The organism is Paenibacillus hemerocallicola (assembly GCF_006265175.1).
In the GTDB taxonomy this organism is placed as follows: domain Bacteria; phylum Bacillota; class Bacilli; order Paenibacillales; family NBRC-103111; genus Paenibacillus_AB; species Paenibacillus_AB hemerocallicola.
Map to the genome: position 1 here is coordinate 41,418 of NZ_VDCQ01000009.1, position 23,241 is coordinate 64,658.

Below are 23,241 nucleotides of genomic sequence, written 5' to 3' on the forward strand. Positions count from 1 at the left end.
TCTAGCAACGATCAATAAACGATGCGCTCTTCGGTAGCCGGATCGAAGAAGTGCATTTTGTTGCGATCGAACACGAAATTCATCATCTGGCCGATCCGCACATCCGTCTCCGGATTGACCCGGGCGGTAACCATACGCGCGCCGATCCGGAAGTAGAGCAGCGTCTCCGCGCCCAAATTTTCGATAACCTGCACGCTCGTCTGCATCGAGTTCACTTTGGAAATGCTCATTTTCTCGGCGAAATCTTCGCCGTATATATTTTCCGGACGAATGCCCATAATAACCTCTTTGCCTTCGTATGCTTTCAACGCTTTGATCATGTCCTCGCTCAGCTCGAACGCGGCGCCCTCTACGTGAGCTTTGCCGTTCGCGATGCGCGCATCCATGAAATTCATCGCCGGAGAGCCGATAAAGCCCGCGACGAACATGTTTTGCGGCTGATTGTACAGCACCGACGGCGAAGCGATCTGCTGCACGCGCCCTTTGTTCATGACGACGATCCGCTCGCCGAGCGTCATCGCCTCGACCTGGTCATGCGTAACGTATACGATCGTCGCGCCAAGCCGTTTATGCAGCTCGGCCAGCTCCACGCGCATCTGGATGCGCAGCTTCGCGTCCAGGTTGGACAGCGGCTCGTCGAACAGGAATACTTGCGGATCGCGCACGATAGCGCGCCCGACGGCGACGCGCTGACGCTGGCCGCCGCTCAATTCCCGCGGTCTGCGGTCGAGCATTTCGGACAGCCCGAGTATGTTCGAGGCGTCCATTACTTTTTTCTCGATTTCTTCCTTCGGACGCTTCAAGTTTTTCAGCCCGAACGACAAGTTTTCCTTGATCGTCATATGCGGATACAACGCGTAATCCTGGAACACCATCGCGATGTCCCGGTCTTTCGGGTGCAGCTGATTGACGATCCGGTCGCCGATTACGATATCGCCGCTCGACTGGCGCTCGAGACCCGCGATCATCCGCAGCGATGTCGTCTTGCCGCAGCCGGACGGACCTACGAAAACGACGAACTCTTTATCCTGAATGACGAAATTGGAGTCGGCTACGGCCGTAAACGTTCCCCGCTTCTCGTCGTGATATTCTTTAACTACATTTTTAAATTCGACTCGTGCCATACGTTTTCCCTCCTAAAAGTTTTGCGGCGAGCAAAACTGACTTCATAAGCCATGTTGAGCTTTGCGTACAAGCCTCAACCTTTGACCGCACCGATCGTAATGCCTTGCAGGAAATATCTTTGCAGCGAGAAAAACAATACCATCATCGGAAGCGCGCCGATCGTGGCCCCGGCCATAATGGCTCCGTAATCCGTCGCCTCCGCGAAACGGAAGCTGGCAAGTCCGACTTGAATCGTACGCATTTGGTCCGTTTGCGTAACGAGGAGAGGCCAGAAGAAATCGTTCCAATGCGCGACGAACGTGAAGATCGCCAGCACGGCCAAGCCGGGCTTTGCCATCGGCAAAATGATTTTCCGGAAAATGCCGAACTCGCTGCATGCGTCGATCCGCGCGGCATGAATAAGCGAAGTGGGCAGCGAAGACATGTACTGCTTCATCAAAAATATATTTCCTACCGTAACGATGGACGGCAAGATGATCGCGGTATACGTATCGGCCAAATCGAATACGTTGATGACCAACACGTAGAGCGGAATTAGCGTGACTTGGGCCGGAATCATCATCGTGGTCAGCAAGATCCAGAAGATCGAGTTGCGTCCCGGAAACTTGAGCTTCGCGAACGCATATCCGGACAGGGAAGCGAAGAACAGGTTGGTTACGGTAATAACCGCGGATACGAACAACGAGTTGAACAGCCAGCGAAGCGCGTTGGTCTTCGTGAAAAAGCGTTCGTACGGAGCGATCGACCAAATGCTCGGCCACATTTGCGGCTTGAACGATGCCGACGATTGCGAATCCTGGAACGAACCGATTACCATCCAATAGAGCGGTACGATCGTAATGAGCACCCAGAGCATCAGAACGGCCGCCGCGATGCTTAAAAAGATAATCTTTGTCTGTTTGGACACAAGCGACAGCCTCCTTAATATTCGATGTCTGACGAGAAATATTTGAACTGGATTACCGACACGACGATAATGAGCCCGGCGAGTACGAACGATTGCGCCGAAGCGAGCCCGAAGTCGTAAAAGACGAACGCCGATTGATATATCAAATAAGCGATTGTCGTCGTAGCGTAGTTCGGTCCGCCGGAAGTCATCAAGTATACGCTGATGAACACCTGGAATGACGTAATAACCCCGGTTACCATTAAGTACAGCGTAGTCGGCTTCAGCAAAGGCCACGTAATTTTGGAAAATTTCGCCCAGCCGCTGGCATGATCGATATCCGCCGCTTCATAGAGCGATTTCGGAATGCCGCCCATCGCCGCCAAGTATAAAATAATGCCGCTGCCGTGAGCGCCCAAATAGTTCATGAGCATCAGGGAGAACAGCGCTTTGTTCGACTGGCCGAGCCATACGACCGGATCGAGACCGAAAAACCCGATCACGCGATTCATGAGACCGGAAGCGGTCGGATCGAAAATCGCCAGCCAAACGAGCGAAATCGTGACGCCGGACGCTACCGCCGGCAAATACAGCGACGCCTTGAAAAACGTTTGCCACGAATTTTTCATCTGGAAAATGAAGAACGCCAGAATGAACGTGATGGCTATGTTGACCGGCACCGTGCCGACCGTGAAAATGACGGTATTTTTGATCGATTTCCAAAAGATTTCGTCCTGGATCATATAGCTGTAGTTGTCGAGCCCGATCCATTTGGACTGCATGACGTTATACTTTTGGAAGCTCATCAGAAAGGCCGATATGACCGGATAAAACGTAAACACCAAAAACAGCAGCACCGGAGCCAATATGAACAGGTAGGCCCAGCCGTAGTCTTTCCAAAACTGGACGAGCTTCGTGTTCGGCGCCTTCGGTCCCGGTATCGCTCCAACCGACTTGTTATTCATCACTGTCCTCCTTAACTAGTCCCCCGAAAGTGAAGTTAAGCTTCGAAGCCTATTCCTATTACTTTTGGGGGAGCCCCAAATACTAACCAAAAAGTGAAGCAATCCTTGCAGCTTAATCCCGCTTTTTGCCGGGGCCCCGTCTTTATCCCCGAGAATAGGTTCCCCGTTTATTAAGAAACGCCCCATATGCTTCCATATAGGGCGTTTCGGTCACGCTCGTTTTGCGATTAGCGCAGCATTTGCTGGCCTTTCGTTTTCAATTCCTCGACAGCCGCTTCAGGCGCTTTCTCGCCGGCCAGCAGCGCTTGGAATACCGGCTTCTCCACTTGCTCCCGGTATTGCTTCAGCTTGGCCGCTTTGTCGACGTCAATGCTGAGCGCCACTTGCGGAGCAAGGTTTTCACGCATTTTTTTGGAAACGGTGAAGTTGATGTCTTTGGCCAAGCCTTTGCCTTCGAACGCTTTCGCTTGCGACGTCCGTACGAACGGCAGACACAGCTCGTTGGCCGAGTTCCCCGCTTGAGCGCCGCTCAAAGCTTCCATGACGAGGAACACGTTTTTCTTATGCTGTTCGTTGCTTGCTCCTTTTTGCGTGAAGGCCACGTAGCCTTCTCCGCCGCCGGTCGTTACTCCGTAGCCTTTAACGGACGAGGAATGTGGAACCGGGAGCTGGATGTACTCGATTTTCTCGCCTTGCACTTTGCCCGCGTCGATATCTTTGTTGCGGTTGGCGATCATGACGTCATAGTAAGGAATAGCTTTGCTTATAATAGCCGCTTGACCGGCATAGAACATTTCCGAACGTTTCGCCGGCTGCAGGGCAACCGTTTCTTTAGGGAGGACGCCGTCCTTCACGAGCTTGCTGATGAACGTTACCGCATCGGAAATTTTGCTGTCGTTCCAGATGAAGTTGCCCTTCTCGTCTACCGCGTCAACCAATCCTGCGTTGCGGGTAATCATATCCAGGAAGTCGATCGACGTTCCGTCCGTTACGAGAGCGTATTGCTGCGTTCCGTCCGGAAGCTTTTTGCCAAGCTTTTTGGCGGCTTCGAGGAATTCTTCCCAAGTCCAGCCGCTTTCTTGAATTTTCTTGTAGTCTACGCCGGCTTCCTCGAGAATGCGTTTGTTCGCGCCCCAACCCCAGAGCGATTGGTACAACGGCATACCGTATTGCTTGCCGCCGAATTTCATCGTGTCCAGCGTGCCCGGCAGGAAGTCTTTCTTGATTTCGTCCGTCATATAGCTGTCGATCGGCATGGCCAAACCGGTATTCACGTATTGACCGTTCATGCCTCCGAAGTACAGATCCGGCGGGTTGCCCGCGTTCAGGGCGACGTCGAATTTCTTCGGACCTTCGGCCCACGACATGACTTCATATTCTACTTTAATATGCGGATATGTTTTATTGAAATCGGCTACCAATAGTTTAATGTCGTCTTCATATTTGGCGTGTACCGGATAAGTCCATACTTTGACCGTATCGGGCGTCGTGTTCGGTTGGCCCGCCGTTCCGCCGGCCTGGGGCGTTTCTTCTTTTTTACCGCATGCTGCGGCGACGATAACGATTACGAATATCATCGCAATGGAAATCCACTTGCTGAACTTCATTTCTCGTTCCCCCTTCATAGTGGTTAGCTTCGACAGTTTCCATTAGTTTGCATCATGCGCAGCTTGTTATTCAGAAATGTTTACTTGGGAATGATGAGAGTAGGACAGGCTGTTAAATATTCCCGAAAACGTTTTCTTTCAAGCCCCGTTGACGGCCAAGAAGCGCACTGGACACCGGTTGTACACTGTCATATGGCTGTTGTCAGTCCACATGGTCCTATTATATCGTCGAGGAAATAATATTTCAACAATAATTTAATATCAATAAATTTTATTTTACAAACCCTTGTCATTCCCTTATACTCAAGGAAAATACGCATACCCTATCTGTCTTTTTGCATGAAAGGCTTACGAAAAAGCCGCTTTCGCTTTAACGCTTTAGCGAGCATATCCTTTTATGAAACGTTAACAAAAAAATACCCAATCGCATTTCATGGGAATAAGCGGGTGACATCATTTGCGGTACGTAATTGGCATTGACGGCGGAGGAACGAAAACCGCGGCGCTGCTTCTTGCCGATGACGGAACGGAGTGGGGCGGGTATACCGTAGACTCGACAAACCCTCACGCCGTTTCGTTCGAGCAGGCGACGCGAAATTTGGGCAAGCTGCTGGATCTTGTATTTTCCGTCCCGGAAACGCAAGGCATGACCTGCGCGGCCGTTTGTCTCGGCTTGTCCGGGGTCGATACGGAGGAGGAGCGGAGACGTTTTCGCGAATATATGGAAGCTTACCGTTCCGAGCGGGGTCTCGCCTTCGACATTTTCATTAATAATGATGCGCAGATCGCCTTGATGGCGACGCTGCGGGACGACCGCGGCATTATAGTCATCTCGGGGACCGGCTCGATCGCCTTCGGCTTGACGGAGAACCGCCGGCGTTTCCGCGTCGGGGGATGGGGGAATTTGCTCGGCGATGAAGGAAGCGGGTACGATATCGGACAACGCACCTTACGGACCGCCATGCGCAGCCATGACGGAATCGAGCCGCCGACGATGCTGACCGGGATGATTGTGGAAGCGTACGGATTCGCGAGCATTACCGACCTGCGCACTTATATTTATCAGCCGCATTTGAAGAAGCACGACATCGCCAAATTTGCCGAGCTGTGCATACGCGCCGACGAATCGGGCGACGGAGCCGCCAGGCGCATCCTGGAAGCCGCCGCGAAAGATTTGTCCGACTCGGCCGCCGCGCTTGTGCGCAAAGATCCTTGGTTCGAGCAGTGCGACCTCGTTACGACCGGCTCGATATTCAACTATTCGAAACGTTTCGGGGAGACGTTTCGGGACGGCTTGCTGGAACGCGCGCCGCGTGTCCGCATCCACCCGTCCGCCAGAGAACCGGCCTATGGCGCCGCACTTTTGGCATGGAGACAACTGTGACAATATCAACCAAAGGGGCCACTTTCATGAGCAATCTGCTAAACGAATTGACAACGGAACAGTTAAATGAGCGGACGAAGCAAATAGACCGGCTGGAGACGGAAGAAATCGTCAAGCTGATCAATCGGGAGGACCGCCTCATCGCCGAAGCGCTGAGCTCCTTGACGCCGCAAATCGCGGCTGCCGCCGACATGATCATCCGTTCTTTCCGCAACGGCGGGAGGTTGTTCTATATCGGAGCCGGCACGAGCGGCCGGTTGGGCATTCTTGACGCCAGCGAATGCCCGCCGACATACGGGACGAATCCCGACATGGTTCAAGGCATTATCGCGGGAGGATTCCGCGCGGTGAAGGATGCGGTCGAGGGCGCGGAGGACAGTCCGGAGCTCGGAGCAGCCGATATGGACGAGCACGGCGTAGGGCCGAACGACACGGTCGTCGGCATTGCCGCCAGCGGACGTACGCCGTACGTCCTCGGCGCGATGAAACGCGCCAAAGCGCTGGGCGCTTCCGTCGTCGCCTTGTGCAACAACCATAATACGCCGATGGCCGCCATCGCCGATTTGTCGATCGAGGCGGTCGTCGGTCCCGAGGTTATTCTCGGCTCGACCCGCATGAAGGCCGGAACCGCGCAGAAGCTTGTACTGAATATGCTGTCGACGACGGCCATGATCCGCATCGGCAAAGTATACGGGAACTTGATGGTCGACCTGCAGCCTACGAACGAGAAGCTCGTCTACCGGGCGAAACGCATTATCCGCATGGCGACCCAGGCTTCGGAAGAAGCCGTCGGCGAAGCGTACCGGCTGGCGGACGGCCACGTCAAGACGGCGATCGTCATGATTCTGGCCGGGGTCGACAAGGAAGCGGCCGGCAAGCTGCTGGAGCAGAGCGGCGGATTCGTGCGCGAAGCGATCGATCCGGCGGCACGTCGCGGCTGATCGGGTTAGCGTTCTTCCCGACAAACAATAAACCTCCGAGCACTCTGACCAGAGAGAGCTTGGAGGTTTATTGTTTATTGGCACGGATAAGGAATGTTCACAGCAGCTTGAACCCGCTGATCAAGATCAAGGAAGCCATAATGGCGCGAAGCGGTTTGGCCGGCACCTTGGCGCTAAGCGAGCTGCCGATCCATACGCCGGGGATGGAGCCGATCAGCAGCTGGAACGCCAGCCCGAAATCGACGTTGCCGTAGCTCGCATGCAGCAGTCCGGCGGCCGTAACGAGCAGCAGCGCATGGGCGATGTCCGTCCCTACGAGCTTGGAGGCGGAGATGCGGTACAAATACAACAGCGCGATCGCGAACAGCGAGCCGGAGCCGATCGAGGTCAGGCCGACGATAAAGCCGAGCACGAAGCCGATCGAGACGGTCATCAGCTTCTTCTGCTCCAACGGCTTCTCCTGCAGCCGGTTTTCCTTCCCTTTCCGGTCGAACAGTTGCTTCGACAAGGTCAGCAGCGCCACGACGATCAGCATGATGCCCATCGCGCTGCGGACGATTTGCTCCTGGTTATGGTAGGCCGCCTCGAACTGGTGAAGCGCTACGATCGATACGACCGCCCCCGGGATGCTGCCTGCTGCCAAATATAGCACGAGACGAAGCTCGATCGTCTTCTGGCGAAAATGCTGGATCGTTCCGAACAGCTTCGTAACCGAGTTATAAAATAAATCCGTACCGACCGCAAGCGTCGGATTAATGCCTACAAGCACCAAGATCGGAGTAAGCAGCGCAGCGCCCCCGACCCCGGTTAAGCCTACCAAAAAGCCGACCAGCATCCCGAGGAGCGAGATGCCCCAGTCCATTTCCATGCGATATGCCCCCATGCCCTATAATCCCGATCATCATACTAGGATTATAGGGGATATACGTGTGCCTGTAAAGATCTTTATGCGAATTTGGCAAAAAGATTCCTGTCGTTCGATGAAAATAGTAGCGCAGGCAATCGGAACCGAACCGTTTTCATGAATCTTTTATTATTTTTGAAAATTACGCCTCCTTGCTTGCTCCGATTTCCTGGCGGTTATTGCGCGAGCTCCCTTCTTCCCTATAAAATGTAAGCATGCTCCGGATACCGGATGCTGCAAACAAAAGGATGTGAAGACGTTGGAATGCGAAGTGCTGGCCGCGGGTTATTCGTACCATTCGAAGCCGTTCCGGTCCGAGGCTTACCCCGGTCTGTCCAACTACTTGATCCGCTTCCAGTCCGAAGGCCGCTGCAGGGCCGTCGTGGACGGAAATCTGCGTCCGGTCGAGCCCGGCGATCTGCTGCTGTTCAAGCCGGGCGATCCTTACGAGCTGCGCGTCGAAGCCGAGCGGCAGCATTCGGGCGAAACGGCGGTCGCCAGCGGCGACTATTATTTTTTTTGCCGGGGACAATGGCTGGACGAATGGTGGGCCGAACGGAAGCGCCCGCAATTGATGAATCTTCCGCTTCAGGATAATATGTTGTCGGTTTGCCGGCAAATCGTGCTCGAGCATTACCGCGGCAAACGGAAATATAAACAGATCGCCGAGCATTACATGCGCATTTTCTGCCTGATGGTCGATCGCGAAATGACGGAGCATGCCGTCGGGACGGACGGCGGCAAATCGTTTCTGGCACAGCGGATGCGCAATTATGTGGAGGAGCACGCGCTGGAATCGTTTAAGCTGGAAGATGTCGCCAGAGGAGCCGGGTTAAGCCCTTCCCGCGCCGTCCATCTGTTCAAGGCGTGCTTCGGACAGAGCATTATGCAATACGCGCTGCAAATCCGGCTGTCTATAGCCCGGGAACGCATGCTGTACAGTCCGATGTCGCTCGAGCAAATCGCCGAGCTGTCCGGCTTCAGCAGCTACTCCTACTTTCATCGCATGTTTCGCGCCCACTACGGCACTTCCCCGAAACGGTACCAGCAGGAGCAGATGGGCCACGCGTCCGCAGCTTCCGCAGCGACTGAAGTGCCGGAACGAAGCTAAGGCCGCTCCTACTTGGAGCGGCCTTCCGTCTGCTTGCGTTCGCGCACCGGGTACGGCACCGAAGCCTTCCCGTAAATCGCTTCCGAAGGAAATTCATCCAACGTTATCGAGTAAGGATGGTTGTACACGGCGCGGACATGGTGCTTGGAATTGATCATGCCGTCGGCAATGAATCTGCCGCCCCACGTATTGAAATACATCCAGCCGATTTTATGGCGCTTCAACTGCTTAGGGTCCGGCATCGGCCCGTTCTCCGTATAGGCAACGAGCTTCTTCCCGTCGACCATGGCGGACAGCTTGTCGTATACGCCCATGAGCGGACTGTAGTCGCCGTCTCTCATATACCGGTCCACGCCGACGATGTCGACGAGCTCATCGCCGGGATACCACGCTCTCGAATGTGCGGAATCCGAGGTCGTCCACACCCAGATCAGATTGTTCAGCCCGTGATGGCGGGAAAACCGGTCGAACAGGATGCCGTACAGCTTTTTCGCCGTCTCCGGCCCTTTCGCCCCCCACCAGAACCAGCCCCCTTCCGCTTCATGCAGCGGCCGCCACAGTACGGGTACTCCTTCCCGTTTCAACCGCAGCAGCTGGGCCGCCATCCGATCGATGTCGGCGATCGTCCGCTCGTATTCGGAGGTGCCCGGGGTCACCGCCTTGTCGGCGTCAAAGCCCGTTTCCGAGGCCAACGTGGCGCGCTCTCCGCCCGGTGCGCCCCAATGCCATTCCATCGTCACGATTCCGCCGTGCTTCGCCCATTCCAGCGCCATGTCGATCCCTTCCTCGGCCGGAAAGCCCGATATGACCGGCAATTTGCCCGATACGGCATATATATAGTCCAGCTCCGCGGACGAAGTGCGCTGTTGTCCGGTCAGAATGCCTTTGCCGTAATGTGACGTCATGTACTCCATCAGAGCCTGCGCTTCGCGCGAAGGCTCCGGCGTCACCAGCACAGGATCCACCCCCGCTACCGGGCGCCGTTCCTCCCGCTCGCCGAGCAAGATGTAGTCCACATCGAAAAATCCCCAGTAGGTCGAGATGTCGATCCGGTTGTCGCCCTCGTCCAGCTCCACGAGCCCGAAGTCGATTTCGGCAAAAGCTTCCGTTTGCGGAAACATCATCTCCCCCGCCGTATGGCCGTTTACTTCGATGTAATTCGTTTTATCGCCATACGGGGAAGCGTAGCCGATTCGCAGAGGATAATAACCTTCCTCTTCGACGGTTACCGTAAACTTTACCGCATCCCCGGCCATTTCGAAGTTCGTGCTGTATCCTTCCCCCGAAAACCCCGGTCTGGACCTTTGGACGACCGTACCGTCCAGCTCCGCTTCCTCCGCCTCATACAATGTCCATGCCGGCTGCTCCGTCCCGGCCGCGCTTCCCGTGTTTGCGGCCATACCCGTGAAGCAGAGCAGCATGCCTAATGCGGTCGTCCGCAACAATTTTCCCGCGGCGGGCAGCCCGAATACGCGCATAATGTTCCCCCGTTCTTCTCTCTCTTCCGAGCTTACCGTGTATAGGCCGGAAGCGCAAGAGACGGGATGCCCGTCGCGGGTCATTTCGAATATTTCGCGGAGGTTGAAGCCGTTTTACGTTTCCCGTAGTTACTGCCGGGCATAAGCCCCGGGATAGAAGGCTTCGACTATCTGCTCCAGCCCCGTCTCGTGGGAACGGTAGATCGCATCGACTGCGGCACAGACGGATTGTCCGTAATAGCCGGAAATGTCCGTTTCTTCGCCGCCGCCCTCCACATCGTCCAGCATTTTGTTCCATTGCGCGGCAAAAGGCTCGGCATGCTCGCCGATTTGTACGGGCTCGTACGGACGGTCGTACGCTCCGAGCCACAGCGCTTGCGCTCCGGCGATTTTGAGCTGTCCTCCCGTGAACAGCAGCTCCGTCTCGTTGACGGATACGTTATTGTAGCCGCACAGCGAGACCGTCACCGGCACGCCCGACGATGTTTGCATGAACAAGGAGCCGCTTCCTTCCACGTCTCCCCTTTCTCCCCAATAAGTCAAGCTCGCCTTCGCCTTCGTCATTCTCGTCCCGGTAATCCATTGGATCTTGTCGATCGAATGGCTGCCCAGATTGATTACGACTCCGCCGCCGGACCGCGATTTATCCAGAAACCAGCCCGGACGCTCGGGCAAAAAATACGGATGGTGCCGCTTGTCGTGAACCGAGACCAGCCGGCCCAATCGGCCCGATTCGACGATTTCCTTCGCCTTGATGTTCGCGGCAAAAAAATGCTGCATATGTCCGACGGACGCCCTCACGCCGTACTTGCCGGCGGCAGCGTTGATCTCCGAGCATTCCCCGGTATTCAAAGCCATCGGCTTTTCCAGTAAAATATGGCAGCCCTGCTCCATGCAAAAAATCGCCGCTTCCTTGTGCAGATGATGCGGCAGCGTAATGATGGCGATCTCGGGGCGCTCCTCCTTGATCATCATGCGGTAATCCCCGTACGCTCTCGCACCGTAAGGAGCCGCCAAGTCCGCCGCCCGCTGAAGATCGATGTCGGCTATCGCCGCGAATTCCGTCCGTTTGTTCTCATGCAAGGTACGGGCATGCACTTTCGCGATCGTGCCGGCTCCGATAATAGCCGTTTTATAGGTTCTCATGTTCGTATCCCGCTCCTGCTCATGAAGAGAGCGCCTGTCGCGAACGACCGGCGCTGCTCCGAAATGTATGGTGCCGAAAGCTTTCCCTTATTTGAATAGATCGGCAAGCTTCTGATCGAGCTTCTCTCCCGCTTCGCGCAATGCGGTATTCGTATCCTTCGTCCCAAGCACGACATTCTGATACGCCTCGAAGAAAGCCGTATGACCCGGCGATTGCCCTTTGACGATCTCCACCTTGGTCAACGCGGAAGGCGCGAACTTCTCGGGCATCAAAGCTTTTACGTTTTTGTTCTTCAACATAGGCACGTCTTGGCCGAATTGCGCCATTCCCGCTACCCGGTCTTTCAAAATAGGCAGCATGCCTTTTTTGGCCAGATGGTTTTGGAACTCCTCCGAAGTCAAGTAAGCGATTGCATCGAACGCGTCTTCCTTATGCTTGCCCGTCTTCGTTACGTAGAAATAGGTCGGATACGATTGCGGACCGACGCCCGGCTTGTCGGCCAATTGCGGGTACGTGGCGATATCCCAGTTGAACTGGTCTTTAAGCGTGGACAGCGACAGGACTACGAAATGCAGCAGCATCGCCGCGCTCTGATCCTGGAAAAACATTTTTTGCTGGCCGGCCAAGCTCCAAGTCTGGGCGTTCAGCTCGTTGCCGGGAATTTTCGAAACGCTGGTGAGTAAATCGAACGCCTTCTTGAAATTGTCCGTCGTGAAAATCGACTTTTTCGTGGCCGGATCGAGATAAGCGGCGGAAAATTGATTCAGCACGATATTGGCCGACGACGACATGACCAGCCCGTTGTAATTGACGCCGCCCTCGGAGCGCGACAGCCGTTTGGCCAAATCTTTCAATTGATCCCAATTCATTCCGTCCTTCGGATACTCGACGCCGAATTTATCGAAAATATTTTTGTTGTAGAACAGGCTTAGCGTATTCGTGAATACCGGGAGACCGTACATGCCGTTATTCGCAAAGCCTTTCTGCAGCTCGACGGACGACGGCTCCAGCTTGGACAAGTCGAACTTGCGTGTTTTGATCAGCTCGGAAATGTCATACTGGTAATCGTATGTCGTAAGCGTATCCGCTTGACCTATGGACATGAACATGACGTCGATCGTTTGGCCGGTCGCGACTACATCGGCCACCTTATTGCTGCCGGCCTTGAGATGCTTGACGGTAATATGCGGATACTTTTTCTGGATCATGTTGCCGAACACGTCCATGAATGTCTCGTCGTAGTCGGCCACCTGCGAGTAGAAAACGAGCTCGACAGGCTCCTTCTTTTGTTCGGCCGGCTTGTCGCCGCCGCTCTCCGCCGTCTTGCCGGTCGAGGGATTGCCGCCGGAGCAGGCGGTCGCCAGCGCGACGACGCCGGCGAGCATCGGGTAAATCAACTTTTTTTTGTTTGCCATATGGATTCAGCCCCCATGAACTTATTGGCCTGTCAGCTCTCCTCCACTTTTGCGGGACAACACTTGCATCAGCCGGTCGCACAGCTCGTCTTCGTCGATCAGGTCGGCCCAATATGCCTTCAGTTGGGCGTACAGCGTCCGGACCTGGACATGCGGCAGATTCAGCTCGGCGAGCGTGCGCAACGAAGCCATCACTTCGCGGTACATCATATACCGGGACGGACGGTATATTCCCGACTCCTCGACGCCTATCGTCAGCGTCCCTAGGCTCGGCACGCTCATCGTGCAGCTGCGTATGAAGCTTTGCGCTTCGGTCGACGTCAAATAATCGATCAGCAGCATCGCTTCTTCCTTATGTCTCGTATTCCGGCTGATGCCCGCGCCGAGCGCGATGGCCAGCGTCCGCAATTCGTGGATGAACGGAACAGGCGATATGTCGTACTCGATGTCCGAATCGCTCCACCCGTTCAAACCGATATAGCTGTTCAAGGTCATGGACACTTTGCCCTCCATGAACATCCGGTCGATATCGTCGTTGCTTTCGGACAAATATAACGGAAATGCTTTCCGGTTATGAATGATGCGCTTGCATATTTTCATGCTTTCCAGCAGCTTGGAGCCGCGAAGGTTTTTCAGTTCCGCTCCGTCCCACTCGAACCGCTCCATGCTCTGGAGCAGAAAGACCGGCCAGCGGTTGTCGCTCGGGATATGGAAGCAGAAGCCGTACCGGCTCTTGCCGTCCGACAGCTTCTCGGCATGGCGCATCAGATCGTCCCACGTCCAGCTGCCGTCGGGCTCCAATAGCCCGCATTCGCGGAAATGGGCCCGATTGTAGCACAGCACGATCGGGGAGAAAATGAGCGGCTGCAGCAGCAACCCGTCTTTGGTCACGAATAGCTTCGTCACCTGCGGGTACAGCTCCGGCTTTTCCTCGAGCTTCTCCAGCTCGTGCTCCAGCCCCCGGTTCGCCATCTGCCAGTATTGATTGTTTTCGAGCAGGATCAAATCCCCCGGAATATGTCCGGCTTGATCGAAAAATCCGTCGATCCCGGTCACTTGCGCGATCTCCGCAGTAATCCAGGGGTACTTCCGATGAAACATGTCCAGCAACGGACGGAGATTCAGGTTGCGAATCGCAATCAAATTGCACAGCAGCTTCAGCTTGACCGGAGGACGCCCGGCGGCTACCCGGTTGCCGACTCTCGGTATTTTCTCGATCCAGCCTTCCCGCACCAGCTGCTCCAGTCCGGTACGGATCGAATTGTTGCTCATGCCGAATCGCGTTACGAGCGCCTTCTCGGAGGGCAAGCAGTCTCCCGGCGCGTATTGTCCATTTATGATTTCGCTTCGCAATTCGAGCACCATTTGCTCCAGTTGACGGTTGAATTGTTCTTTTGTAGGTCTATGTCTCATCGTTCGACTCTCCAATATACTCGTGATGCTTATAGTTTACCATGGTCTTATCGTTTATCGCTCCTTTCGTTCGGACCGCCCCCGTGTCGCATTCGGTTGGTTCTTAAAATATTTTTCTTTAAAAATCAGAAAACAACTACTTCATAATTACGAGCTTATCACCATTCTATAAGCGGTTGAAACCGTTGTCAATTCTTAATTTTAAGAACCAATATTAACTATTATTATATTTTATGAATCAATTCTTCGCTGACCTCTAAACTACACCCTATCGGTCGCATAACCGCCCAATTTTTGTATAATGAAGATAGCCGGGAAAACGAATCGGAGGCGAAGCGAACTTGTCGATACGCAGACAATATCCGCTGCAAACCGAATTTTCGATTGACAAGCTGTATACGTTCCATTACTACGAGTTGGCGAAAAGCTTCTCTACGCTCGGCGAAAAGCACGATTTCTGGGAGCTGGTATATGTCGACAAAGGCGAAACGGAACTGTTTACCGATACAGGCCGCTTCCGACTCAGTCAGGGCGATCTCTTCCTGCTCTATCCGAACCAGTTTCACGGCGTGAGAGCGCATGACGCCATCGTGCTGATGATCGTCTCGTTCGAATCGCGCTCCGCGCTCCTCGCCCATTTCCATAACCGGGTAATGAAGCTTGCGAAGGAGGAGCACCCGATATTGACCCAATTGCTCCGGGAAGGCTTCGAGGCGTTCGATCCGCCGATCAGCACCCTGTTCCATCCGTATCTCGGCAAAAAGGCGGATTCGCCGTTCGGCAGCGAGCATCTGATCAAAAACTATTTGGAAATCTTGCTGATCATGCTGGTGCGGAGATACCGGGACCGGCAGGAGGAAGAGGACGGCGCCTTGGCGGTCGCTCCTTCCGAGAACCGCAAGGCGGCATTGCTTGTGCGGGTGATCGACTATATGAACGGCAATTTGAGCCGCTCGCTCAAGCTGGAGCAGGTGTGCGGCGAATTTCTGATCGGCAAAACCCAGCTCAAATCTTTATTCAAGGAATGGACGGGCCACGGCCCCATTCAATATTTCAATCAGCTTAAAATCCAGAAGGCCAAAACGATGATCCGGGAAGAGCTGTACAATTATTCGGAAATTGCCGATCGGCTCGGCTACAACAGCGTTCACTACTTCTCCGCGAGCTTCAAGAAAGCGACCGGCATGACGCCTACCGAATACGCCCGCACCGTACAGGCTCGCATTACGAACCGGAGGTAGGCGGTAGGCGGTAGGCGGTAGGCGGTAGGCGGTAGGCGGTAGGCGGTAGGAGGTAGGCGTTAGGAGGTAGGCGTTGGCGCCGCGCCCGCACGGTCCCGGCTCGGGGCCGCTGTCCGTCCTCCCCTCGCTAAGCTGTCCGACCGCCAACCATCAACGCTGAGGCTGTCCCAAAGCACAAAAAGACCTCACCATCCACCGTAAGGCGGGGCATGAGGTCTTCCTTATGGCGAAATCCGACTATATGCGGGGCTTGAAAATTCGCCATTTGACTTTGGGGACAGCCCCGCTTTTTTTCTGCGACAACGCATAATTCGCATGTCATCCGAAAGCCTCTTGATGAAGCGAGAGCAACGCGTTGCCGTACATAGAGGAACTGCATTCCGTTATAGTCCCGAATTCCGTTTCACGCTTGAAGATAACGGAACCGTCTTCCGTTATTTCGATCTGCGGGGATGAAAAGGGGGAGTCAACTGCGGAATAGCGGAACGGTTTTCCTTTATTTTGAAAACAACATCAGGGACTAGAGGCAATAGCATACACCGGTTCCGCTATTTGTTGGGTGCGTAGTCCCGCAAGGCACCGGCAAAGGCGGGCAGACTTCACCGAGCATGCGATACATGTCCTTTTGCGGCGGTAACGACGCTGGGAATGAAAGAAGCGGAAATGCGGCAAATTGGGGAGTGGATTAACCGACCGGAGAAGTACTGGCAAGAGGGCCAACAGGTGTCGTTGTATATACGGGAGTGCCTGTTAATAGACTTGTTCCCCAAGGTGTCGTAACACTATTAAAAATATTTTTTTCACCTGCAACCAGGGTGGCAGTTCGCTCACAAATACCGGTGTTGCAGTAGAATCGAAATTTTCAAAAATATTATTATAAATTTGCAAATCGTTGCCATCCTCCTGCAGCCTCAATTAGTCGTACGTCAAAGCAGCCAGAAGATGAAAATTTAAGGTTGTTCCTGTAGAAGCCTGGCGACATGGTCCTAATTTCTTTTGCGCCGGATACTCTCAAGCATCACACGAATATGGACACTAGATGATATTCATTAAGCCAAGAAAATAAAAATAGTCATATCTCTTTTAGTAACCTAAGTCCAATACAAGCTCAGTATTCCGTTAAGGACATCGAAACACCGGAAAGGTTTGACAACGATTCCTTTTCATTGTCAAACCGCCATTGTTAATATATTGTTTCTTTAAGTTCAAGCCCGATATCGTGCAGCCGCTCACGACCGAGAAAGGCGCTATCGGATTGTCCGGATTTTCTGCATTCCATCTTCAGATTCTTGTTTTACGCGCAGTGCCGCAAACGGTTAAATGGAAGTAGAACGTATAGAGACATTCTCAGGAGGCAAGAAGGATGGAACGGTCAGCAGCGCCTTGGAGCAAAATGCCTTTAAAATTACATGACGACCGCGTCTGGCGTACGTATGCCGGCGGCAAAAGCCTGGATGCATGGCGCGGCGCAGAGGTGCCGCAGGATAGCGACCGCCCCGAGCTGTGGGTTTCTTCTACGGTAAAGGCGGTCAATGCCGGACGCGAGCATTTGCCGGACGAAGGAATGAGCAAGGCGGTTCTTCCGGACGGGACGGCGATGCCGCTGAAGGAGCTGATCGAAGCCGACCCGGTCGACTTTCTCGGGGCGCGTCACTCCGCGGCTTATCAATCGAGCCCGGCCATTCTGGTCAAGCTGCTCGATTCGTGCGAACGCCTGACGATCCAGGTGCACCCGGATCGGGAGTTTGCGAAACGCGAGTTCAACTCCCGCTTCGGCAAGACGGAGGCTTGGTACATATTGGGCGGCCGCACGATTGACGGCCAGAAGCCTTACGTACTGCTGGGCTTCAAAGAACATGTGATCAAAGAGTCGTGGCGGCTGGTATTCGAGGAGCAGCGCATTCCGGACATGCTGAATATGCTGCACAAGGTCGAGGTCGAAGAAGGCGATGTATTCCTGATTACCGGCGGGCTGCCCCATGCGATCGGAAGCGGCTGCTTCTTGATCGAGATTCAGGAGCCGACCGATTTGACGCTGCGCACCGAGCGGACGACGCCGCGAGGCGTGCCCCTTCGGGATGCGGCTTGCCATCAAGGCATCGGCTTCGACCGGATGCTCGAATGCTTCCATTACGATAGGTCCGATCTGGAAGGAGCGCTGCGCCGGTCGAAAGTGATGCCCGAGATATTGGCGGAGCACGACGGCGGACGCTTGACGGCACTCATCCAAGCGAAGCATACCGACCGGTTTCGGATGAACCGGCTTGCCGTGTCCGGCACCTACACGCTGGAGAAGCCGGACGAGTTCACGGCAGCCATCGTCGTATCGGGCAAAGGTACGCTCGAATGGGCGAATGAAGATGCGCACAATGGCGGGATCGGACGGATCGAGGTGAAACGGGGCGAGACGCTGTTTCTGCCAGCGGGTCTAAGAGCGATGACGTGGAGCAATGCCCCGGACAGCGAGGAGCTTATCATTGTGTTGTGCTATCCCCCGCATGGGTAAGCGGAGTCTGGCCGCTTGGTTGGGCCGTGAGGTCGGCGGGGCCCAGCGCAAAGAGGCTTTCCCCTTTTCGACTGACAAATGGGGAGAGCCTCTTTGCGCCTTGCATGAATACGCATTACGATCCGCCGTGACGAGTTCATGTAGCGTTAACCGACTGATGCTGTTACAAAAAAAGAAGCTTCGGCTACAATTCCCAAGCCCCTTTTTCCGCGCCGCCTGCGCTTAAATGGCGCCGAATGGCGCGAACACCGCCTGCTCGGCCGTATTCGTCGCAATCCACCCCATGCAGCTAGTCGCGATCGGATCGCTGCTCCGGACGATTTCGCCCCGGACGGCCCGACCGGTCGGCAGCGAAGAAGCATGGCCGAATTCGTTGCCGTATATGACGGTCCCCGTCGCCGTATCGGCAATGCGGTATACGTTGGCCGTCGTCTTCGTCCTGTTGTTCCGCACGAGCGTATTGGTCGTAGCCGCATTTTTGATATGGATGCAAGGGGAAGCTTCCGTCTTGATGTCGTTGTCTTCGACGCGATTGCCGTCCATGCCGGTCGCCGTCTGAAGATCGACGAAAATGCCGGTATGCTTCACATCGACCGTATTGCGGGAGACGACGGCTTGATCTCCGTCATGGACGCGTATTCCGAAGTAGCAGCCGCGAATATCGTTATGATATACGCTGGAGCCCGGTCCTTGCCCGTCCAGCCGGATGCCGTAAATATAGTTGTATACCGTCGAGGCGGCTCCGCTCCGCACCGTGTTGTCGTATACCGACACCGCCGATTGCACGCCGTCGATATCGTTTTGGCAGTTGATTTGCCCGGTCTGGTTAAACAACAGCAAGTTGTTGCGGATCACGACATTTTTCATATATTGCCCTTGGTACACGATCTTGCAATCGATGCCCTGGAGCGTATTGTCCCGAAAAATATTGCCGGATATAAGCAAGTTCTCCACATTGTTGCCGGCCAAGTCGAAGCCGTCCCGCGCATTGTTGTAGCAAAGGTTGCCCGCGACGATCATATCCTTCATCAGATTGGGGGCGCTGGTCGTATTCACGCCGGCAAATTTCAAGCCGTCGTTGCCGTTATCGTGCGAAACGTTGCTCAAATATTGAAAGCCTTGGCAGCCGGTGACGACGAATGGCCACTGGTTGAAATGATGGCCGTGGCAATGCTCGATGCAGCCGTTCCTGGCCTCATACAGCCAAATGCCGTAAATGCCGCCAAACAATTCGCAGTCTCTGATCAAAATATGCTGCGCGTTCGTTCCGGTAATGCACGTTTCCTTCGCCGACACGGTCGACGTCTGCAACGAGCAGTCGAAGCGCAGCCCTTCGATAAGCACATACCGGGTGTTGTCGACCAAGATCCCCCGTGCCGTCTTTGCCGGCTTCAAAGTGGCGCCGCCCATGCCCTTCAGGTGAAGATCGTCATGGCAGGTTACGTTCGAGATGCGGTAGACGCCCGGGGGAAACAAAATCGTCCCGCCTCCGGCGGCGTGAGCAGCGTTCAGCGCCGCTTGGATCGCCGCCGTATCGTCATGGCTGCCGTCGCCGACGGCGCCGTATTGCTTTACATTGTGCATTCCCTCGCATGCCCCTCCGCCGTCGCATTCCTCTCCGTACACGTCGCCGGTGACGGAAGATGCGCCGCTGCCCAGCACGGTGCCGCCGCCCGCCGCCATCCATCCGGCTGCGGCGACAGTCGCACCCGCCATGCCTCCCATCGCGGCCAACAGCCTGCGCCGCGTCATCGTTTGCTTCTCCGACATCGTTTATCTCTCCCTTCTGTTTGCTTGCCCGACTTCATCCGTGGACTCTCGCGGACAATCGCGGAGGACGATCGGTCCCCCGCGCCGCCGCCGCTCTCCGTCCGGTCACGGTCACCTTCGCTTCTCCTCGGCAATGGCCGCCTCCGCCCGTTCCGCCGCTTCCCGCAGCGCCGTATTCAAATCTCTCGTTCCGCGGACCGCTTCCGTCGGCACGCCATTCAAGATCGTTTCAATGCGCAGATGGTAGCGGGACAGCTTCGCCATCGGCGCGTATTCGTTATAAAACACCGCCGGCCAGTTTTTTTGCGCGAACTCCGACTTCGTTCCGTAAGCTTGCTTGATCGCCGCATCGCGAATGACCGGCATAATGCCCCTGCCCGAGTACTGTTCCTGCACCTCCTTGGACGTCAAAAAGTCGATCGCCTTCATCGCCGCCTCTTTGTCTTTCGCCATGGACGTGATCGCCATCGCGAACGGAGTGGCGGCGGAGCCTACCCGGGGCTTTTCCTTGAACGTCGGCAAGGCGACGAGGTCCCAGTCGACCTTCTCGACTTCCTGGGGAACGGTAAACGGAAACTGCGAATTAAAGGCGAACATGGCCAGCTCCTGGGTGTCGGTAAAGTCTTTCCGATTCGGGAGCCGTTTCCACTCCCCGACTCGCGCCCGGTAGCCCTCGTCGACGGGCTGGACAAAGTAAGTGTCGATCAACCGGCCCCAGACGTCATTGCGGAAGGTCGGCTTTTCCGTCGCCGGGTCCAAATACGGCTCGGACAACTGGTTGCCGCGCAAAATGTGCGCCGGCGAGGCGGCGAAGCCCAAATATTGCTTCTCGCCCTCCTTACGGTTCAGCCTGCGGGCGATTTCCGCCGTTTCGTCCCAGGTCATCCCGTCCTTCGGATACGAAACGCCGAACTGGTCGAAAATCCGTTTGTTGTAAAACACCACCTGCACCATGTTCGTGACCGGAAGGGCATAGAGCTTGCCGTCGCCCGCCAGCTTGATGCCGTCGATCAGCGTCGGCTCGAATTGGTTCAGGTTCAGCTTGCTCGTCCGGATCAGCTCGCTCATGTCGTATTGCAGATCGGCGTCCATCGCCAGTCCGAAAATGTACGGCGTGGAAGCGAACAAAATATCGATGCGCTGCTTCTCGGCCAACAATTCCGGCAATGTTTGCCCTTTCTTCGATTGAAAATATTTGATCGTATAGTTCGGAAATTTGCTCCGCAGCGCATCGCCGAACAGGCTGTCGAACGCTTCGGGGGAATCCCCGTTGTTCGAATGAAACACCAGCTCCACCGGCTCCACGCTTTTGCCTTCTGCGGCGCTTTCTTGTTCCGTGCCGGGAGTCTTTGCCGACGGGGAGCCGCCGCAAGCGGTCGCGACGGCGAACGTTGCGGCCAGCGTTCCGATCTGCCAGGCAAAGCGTCCGTTCCGATTCATGCCAACCCACCTCGATTCATCCTTGAAATCGGTCAAGCCGAATGGTATTGCGACGAGTTGCGCAACTCTTGATTCATCATAAATGAAAGCGGTTTATTTCGTCTTTGCGCAAAAAGCCGGTTAATGTTCGATATCCGCCGCGCCGAATGAAGTTGGAAGACGGAGATAACGCTGATACCGGCACTATTGTCGGCTCGATATAGAATAAGGGTGCGGATAGGGCTGATTCCAACCTTATTTGAGGCTTCGGACGGTGAAAAATGGGCGAAATCCGGCTCGCATACGGAGATAACGCTGATACCGGCACTATTGTCGGCTCGATATAGAATAAGGGTGCGGATAGGGCGGATTCCAACCTTTTTTGAGGCTTCGGACGGTAAGGGTGGAGGCGTAATTCGCGATTCGGGCACAACGACAAAAAGAGCCGTCGTACATCGGCTCTCTGATCGGTTCTCCGGTTACTTCGATGGTCATAGACTAAAGCTGCGCCTAGCGTCTTGGGCCCCTAGTTTGTTTGGGTGCCTGGCGAACCTTGGCTCGAGGCCGCCATCGTTTTTGCATTTTTCGCTAAGCGCTCTGCATGAGGGTGGGCGAGTCAGCAGTCCCCCTTCCGACTTGGCTTCGCCTTCCGCCGACGCGACCCTGCGCATCGAACGCGGTGCTTCCACCCCGCCCTTGCTGCCTCCTTGCTGCCTCCTTGCCTGCCTCCGGGCTTGCCGCCGCGCTTTCGCCTAGACCTCTCCCGAGCTTTGACGTATGACCAGCTCGGGCTGCAGCACGATAATTTTATCCTTGCGAATCGGTTCCCCGTTCATCATCCCGATCAACAAACGGGCCGCGTTCGCGCCGATATCGTATGTCTGGAATTTCACCGACGTCAGCTTGACCGGCAAGCTTTCGCAAATACTCGTGTTGTCGTAGCCGATCAGCAGCACGTCCTCCCCGACGACGAGCCCCCGCTCGCTCAATGCCCGATAGGCCCCGCTTGCGATGCCGTCGTTGAAGCAAAAAATGGCGTCCGGCCGCGGCTCGCTTTGCATCAGCTCCATGACGCTGTCGTAGCCTTGGCGCTCGGTCCCGAATGTCGGCTCGAAGACGACCAAATCGTCGTCGAGCGCCATCCCCGCCTCCGCCAAAGCGCTCGCATAGCCTTGATAGCGCTCATAGGAGGTGGAATACATCGGCCGCGATATGTAGGCGATGCGGCGGCGTCCTCTCCCGATCAGATGCTTCACCGCGGTATAAGCGCCGTAGAAATTGTTCGAGACGACCTTCGGCGCCTCCACGCCTTCGATGCCCCGATTGCAAAGCACGACGGGAATGCGCGCCTCCCGCAATTGCCCGAACAAACCCAGATCGGCGGGTCCGATAATGGCCGGGACGATAATGACCCCGTCGATGCCCGATTCGATCAGCTTGTGAACATAGCTATTCTGCTTCTCGGCCTGGTTGTCCGTATTGCAGACGACAAGACTGATGTCGTGCCGGCTAGTCTGGTCTTCGACCCCTCTCAGCGTTCCGGGGTAGGTGTCGTGACGGATATCCGGGATGATCAGTCCGACGGATAAATTGGCGCTGCGGGCGCGTGGCTCCGCCGATGCCCGTTCCGCCACGTAGGTTCCGCTGCCGTCTTTGGCATACAAATACCCTTCCCCGATCAATTCGGAAATGGCCCGCTCGATCGTCGTGCGGGCGGCAGCGTATTTGTCCGCCAGCGCCGTTCTCGACGGAAGCCGTGTATGCGCCGCCAGCGAATCGATTTCCCCGATCAGCTTTTCCTTCACTTCGATATAGCGAAATGCATGCTCTTTCAATCGTTCTCGCTCCAATCTGCATCGCAAATCTGTCATACTGATTTTAATAGATTGCAGACCGGTTATCAAGTCATCGACAAACAGAACGGTCGGG

General features: G+C 55.3%; 17 protein-coding genes. 5 read left to right on the plus strand and 12 right to left on the minus strand.

The window, feature by feature from the left end:
- Positions 1-11: 11 nt before the first annotated feature.
- The 4 genes from FE784_RS08655 to FE784_RS08670 all read right to left on the minus strand — a co-directional run bounded on the left by FE784_RS08655 (position 12) and on the right by FE784_RS08670 (position 4,583).
- Positions 12-1,124 (minus strand): ABC transporter ATP-binding protein, encoded by a 1,113-nt coding sequence (locus FE784_RS08655; protein ID WP_139601747.1) that lies wholly within the window; start codon positions 1,122-1,124, stop codon positions 12-14.
- Positions 1,125-1,198: 74 nt separating this feature from the next.
- Positions 1,199-1,981: a carbohydrate ABC transporter permease gene (locus tag FE784_RS08660; RefSeq protein ID WP_425465535.1), complete on the minus strand. Its 783-nt coding sequence runs from the start codon at positions 1,979-1,981 to the stop codon at positions 1,199-1,201.
- A 65-nt stretch (positions 1,982-2,046) separates the two neighbouring features.
- Positions 2,047-2,976 carry a carbohydrate ABC transporter permease gene (locus FE784_RS08665; protein WP_139601749.1) on the minus strand — a complete coding sequence of 310 codons (930 nt, stop codon included), beginning with the start codon at positions 2,974-2,976 and terminating at the stop codon, positions 2,047-2,049.
- 227 nt (positions 2,977-3,203) lie between these two features.
- Positions 3,204-4,583 carry an ABC transporter substrate-binding protein gene (locus FE784_RS08670; RefSeq protein ID WP_139601750.1) on the minus strand — a complete coding sequence of 460 codons (1,380 nt, stop codon included), beginning with the start codon at positions 4,581-4,583 and terminating at the stop codon, positions 3,204-3,206.
- A 457-nt stretch (positions 4,584-5,040) separates the two neighbouring features.
- Between FE784_RS08670 and FE784_RS08675 the strand changes: the two genes are divergently transcribed.
- Positions 5,041-5,967 (plus strand): N-acetylglucosamine kinase, encoded by a 927-nt coding sequence (locus tag FE784_RS08675; RefSeq protein WP_139601751.1) that lies wholly within the window; start codon positions 5,041-5,043, stop codon positions 5,965-5,967.
- A 26-nt stretch (positions 5,968-5,993) separates the two neighbouring features.
- Complete coding sequence (gene murQ, locus FE784_RS08680; RefSeq protein WP_139601752.1) at positions 5,994-6,908, plus strand: N-acetylmuramic acid 6-phosphate etherase; 915 nt, start codon at positions 5,994-5,996, stop codon at positions 6,906-6,908.
- A gap of 97 nt (positions 6,909-7,005) precedes the next feature.
- On the opposite strand, the gene FE784_RS08685 is transcribed toward murQ, so the two are convergent.
- Complete coding sequence (locus FE784_RS08685) at positions 7,006-7,770, minus strand: sulfite exporter TauE/SafE family protein (RefSeq protein ID WP_139601911.1); 765 nt, start codon at positions 7,768-7,770, stop codon at positions 7,006-7,008.
- A gap of 301 nt (positions 7,771-8,071) precedes the next feature.
- On the opposite strand from FE784_RS08685, the gene FE784_RS08690 reads away from it, so the two are divergent.
- Complete coding sequence (locus FE784_RS08690; RefSeq protein WP_246131961.1) at positions 8,072-8,923, plus strand: AraC family transcriptional regulator; 852 nt, start codon at positions 8,072-8,074, stop codon at positions 8,921-8,923.
- A gap of 8 nt (positions 8,924-8,931) precedes the next feature.
- On the opposite strand, the gene FE784_RS08695 is transcribed toward FE784_RS08690, so the two are convergent.
- The 4 genes from FE784_RS08695 to FE784_RS08710 all read right to left on the minus strand — a co-directional run bounded on the left by FE784_RS08695 (position 8,932) and on the right by FE784_RS08710 (position 14,376).
- Positions 8,932-10,401, minus strand: a complete 1,470-nt coding sequence (locus tag FE784_RS08695; protein ID WP_176706057.1) for a glycosyl hydrolase — start codon at positions 10,399-10,401, stop codon at positions 8,932-8,934.
- A 129-nt stretch (positions 10,402-10,530) separates the two neighbouring features.
- The gene (locus tag FE784_RS08700) at positions 10,531-11,547 is read right to left on the minus strand and encodes a Gfo/Idh/MocA family protein (protein WP_139601755.1); all 1,017 of its coding nucleotides are present in this window, start codon (positions 11,545-11,547) and stop codon (positions 10,531-10,533) included.
- Between the two features lie 87 nt (positions 11,548-11,634).
- Positions 11,635-12,963, minus strand: coding sequence for an ABC transporter substrate-binding protein (locus FE784_RS08705; protein ID WP_139601756.1), 1,329 nt, complete (start codon positions 12,961-12,963; stop codon positions 11,635-11,637).
- Positions 12,964-12,984: 21 nt separating this feature from the next.
- A complete protein-coding gene (locus FE784_RS08710) occupies positions 12,985-14,376 on the minus strand; it encodes an extracellular solute-binding protein (RefSeq protein WP_139601757.1) in 1,392 nt (463 codons plus the stop codon).
- Between the two features lie 341 nt (positions 14,377-14,717).
- On the opposite strand from FE784_RS08710, the gene FE784_RS08715 reads away from it, so the two are divergent.
- Both FE784_RS08715 and FE784_RS08720 read left to right on the plus strand, forming a co-directional pair.
- Positions 14,718-15,617, plus strand: a complete 900-nt coding sequence (locus tag FE784_RS08715) for an AraC family transcriptional regulator (RefSeq protein ID WP_139601758.1) — start codon at positions 14,718-14,720, stop codon at positions 15,615-15,617.
- A gap of 1,363 nt (positions 15,618-16,980) precedes the next feature.
- Entirely contained in the window at positions 16,981-18,123 is a 1,143-nt protein-coding gene (locus tag FE784_RS08720; protein ID WP_139601759.1) for a class I mannose-6-phosphate isomerase, read from the plus strand.
- A gap of 222 nt (positions 18,124-18,345) precedes the next feature.
- On the opposite strand, the gene FE784_RS08725 is transcribed toward FE784_RS08720, so the two are convergent.
- From FE784_RS08725 to FE784_RS08735, 3 genes are all read right to left on the minus strand, one after another.
- Positions 18,346-19,893: a right-handed parallel beta-helix repeat-containing protein gene (locus FE784_RS08725; RefSeq protein WP_139601760.1), complete on the minus strand. Its 1,548-nt coding sequence runs from the start codon at positions 19,891-19,893 to the stop codon at positions 18,346-18,348.
- A gap of 111 nt (positions 19,894-20,004) precedes the next feature.
- Positions 20,005-21,333: an ABC transporter substrate-binding protein gene (locus tag FE784_RS08730; RefSeq protein ID WP_139601761.1), complete on the minus strand. Its 1,329-nt coding sequence runs from the start codon at positions 21,331-21,333 to the stop codon at positions 20,005-20,007.
- Between the two features lie 731 nt (positions 21,334-22,064).
- Entirely contained in the window at positions 22,065-23,147 is a 1,083-nt protein-coding gene (locus FE784_RS08735) for a GntR family transcriptional regulator (RefSeq protein WP_176706058.1), read from the minus strand.
- Positions 23,148-23,241: the final 94 nt, after the last annotated feature.

Excerpts from the sequence above, each read along its gene's own strand:
- FE784_RS08670 (WP_139601750.1), bottom strand. The coding sequence starts at position 4,583 with ATGAAGTTCAGCAAGTGGATTTCCATTGCGATGATATTCGTAATCGTT.
- FE784_RS08685 (WP_139601911.1), bottom strand. The coding sequence starts at position 7,770 with ATGGACTGGGGCATCTCGCTCCTCGGGATGCTGGTCGGCTTTTTGGTA.
- FE784_RS08705 (WP_139601756.1), bottom strand. The coding sequence starts at position 12,963 with ATGGCAAACAAAAAAAAGTTGATTTACCCGATGCTCGCCGGCGTCGTC.
- FE784_RS08655 (WP_139601747.1), bottom strand. The coding sequence starts at position 1,124 with ATGGCACGAGTCGAATTTAAAAATGTAGTTAAAGAATATCACGACGAG.
- FE784_RS08700 (WP_139601755.1), bottom strand. The coding sequence starts at position 11,547 with ATGAGAACCTATAAAACGGCTATTATCGGAGCCGGCACGATCGCGAAA.
- FE784_RS08660 (WP_425465535.1), bottom strand. The coding sequence starts at position 1,981 with ATGCTCTGGGTGCTCATTACGATCGTACCGCTCTATTGGATGGTAATC.
- FE784_RS08720 (WP_139601759.1), top strand. The coding sequence starts at position 16,981 with ATGGAACGGTCAGCAGCGCCTTGGAGCAAAATGCCTTTAAAATTACAT.
- FE784_RS08710 (WP_139601757.1), bottom strand. The coding sequence starts at position 14,376 with ATGAGACATAGACCTACAAAAGAACAATTCAACCGTCAACTGGAGCAA.
- FE784_RS08695 (WP_176706057.1), bottom strand. The coding sequence starts at position 10,401 with ATGCGCGTATTCGGGCTGCCCGCCGCGGGAAAATTGTTGCGGACGACC.
- FE784_RS08725 (WP_139601760.1), bottom strand. The coding sequence starts at position 19,893 with ATGTCGGAGAAGCAAACGATGACGCGGCGCAGGCTGTTGGCCGCGATG.
- FE784_RS08730 (WP_139601761.1), bottom strand. The coding sequence starts at position 21,333 with ATGAATCGGAACGGACGCTTTGCCTGGCAGATCGGAACGCTGGCCGCA.
- murQ (WP_139601752.1), top strand. The coding sequence starts at position 5,994 with ATGAGCAATCTGCTAAACGAATTGACAACGGAACAGTTAAATGAGCGG.
- FE784_RS08665 (WP_139601749.1), bottom strand. The coding sequence starts at position 2,976 with ATGAATAACAAGTCGGTTGGAGCGATACCGGGACCGAAGGCGCCGAAC.